Here is a 1,585-nt window from a genome sequence, read left to right as displayed (position 1 = left end):
CTTTAACAGTCATCATAAAGCCTTTCGTCTTCTAAACTGTAGCTATTTAGGAAGGCATCATGGGTGCGAGTGGAACTAATCGAATTAGGTTGATTGGTTGTTCGATCGATTAAATCTAGCACATCTTGTTCGACAGTGCGTGAGGGTAGGGAATTGAGAACATCTCGATCTGCTAAGTCAATAATTTCTGAGATGTATTGACGGACTCGATCGGATATTTCTGGCTTCCACTCTTGCAATTTAATTCCCAGTCTTTCAGTCAGGGCATCCATCAGTATCTCCATTGCAGATGATGGGACATTTCTATTTTGCCAAGTTTATGACAGCATAACAAGTAAATTAACGTAAGTTCTCGATAAGGAGAATTTATTTGCTCCGTTCCAACACCGCCCTGAACTATAAGTTCGGGCTAATAGCTCAAGTTCTCTGAAGAGAACTGCCAAATTATTTAGTTCGTTTTAACGAACTTCTGCTGTCAGCCCCAAATTCATTTGAGGGCGGTGCATGAGCGAAGCTAGAAGTTACCGAGAGAAGGACAAGGTTAAACACATCACCAATCCGAAAGACTCGATCGTTCCGATTGGTGAAATGAGAGTTCTAACTTCCCCCAATTCGCGCCACATCGCGGGAATTCTCCTCAAAAGCAGCATCGAGAGCATCATCACCACTTAACCCCGAAGCCAGCGCATTCTGAATCGCTTGCAACACCCGTTTATAGTCACGCGGCATCACCTTCACAAACTTCGGCACCATCTCATCCCAATTAGCTAGAATTGCGATCGCTTTCTGACTCTGGGTATATTGGGCATGTTTCTCGATCGAACCCTTTAACTTCGCAATCTCTTCAGGATCGCTCAGAGTTTCCAAACCCACCATCTGGGTATTGCAGCGCGTCGGGAAATCACCCTGCTCGTCGAGGATATAAGCCACACCGCCACTCATTCCCGCTGCGAAATTGCGTCCGGTTTTACCCAGAACGAGCACTTGTCCGCCTGTCATGTATTCACAGCCATGATCGCCGATCGATTCTACAATCGCACTGACACCAGAGTTGCGGACACAGAACCGTTCGCCTGCCATGCCGTTGATGTAGATTTCGCCGCTGGTGGCTCCGTAGAGAGCGACGTTGCCGACGATGACGTTTTCGGCGGCGATGAAGGTGGATTTAGGTGAGGGGTAGAGGATAATTTTTCCGCCGCTGAGTCCTTTGCCGATGTAGTCGTTGGCATCGCCTTCGAGTTCGAGGGTGACTCCTTGGGGGATAAATGCGCCGAAGCTTTGTCCGGCACTACCTTGGAATTTGAGGTGAACGGTATCTGCGGGGAGTCCGTACCAGTGGTTTTTGGTGATTTCGTTACCGAGGATGGTGCCTACTGCGCGGTTGACGTTGCAGATGGGGAGGGTGGCTTTAGTGGGTGTGCCATCAAGAATCGAGTCTTTGCACAGGTCTAATAAAGTAGTAAGATCGAGCGATTTGTCAAGTCCACGATCTTGGGTAATTTGTTGATAACGTCCGACTTCTGCGCCTGCTTCGGTTTGTTAGAGCAGGTTTGAGATGGCAGACGCGCATCATAATACAGCCGAG

Annotated in this window: 1 protein-coding gene and 1 pseudogene; both read right to left on the bottom strand. The window is 48.2% G+C overall.

Annotated elements, in window-relative coordinates:
* Positions 1 to 2: 2 nt before the first annotated feature.
* Positions 3 to 284, bottom strand: coding sequence for a hypothetical protein (locus RMO84_RS14945; protein ID WP_310489239.1), 282 nt, complete (start codon positions 282 to 284; stop codon positions 3 to 5).
* Between the two features lie 313 nt (positions 285 to 597).
* A pseudogene (locus tag RMO84_RS14940) lies at positions 598 to 1,539 on the bottom strand (glutamate synthase subunit alpha); the annotation flags it as partial.
* Positions 1,540 to 1,585: the final 46 nt, after the last annotated feature.

The organism is Chamaesiphon sp. VAR_69_metabat_338, from assembly GCF_031423935.1.
Classification (GTDB): domain Bacteria; phylum Cyanobacteriota; class Cyanobacteriia; order Cyanobacteriales; family Chamaesiphonaceae; genus Chamaesiphon.
The sequence above is the reverse complement of the archived record's forward strand: the minus strand, read 5'-3'. Positions and strand labels throughout refer to the sequence as shown.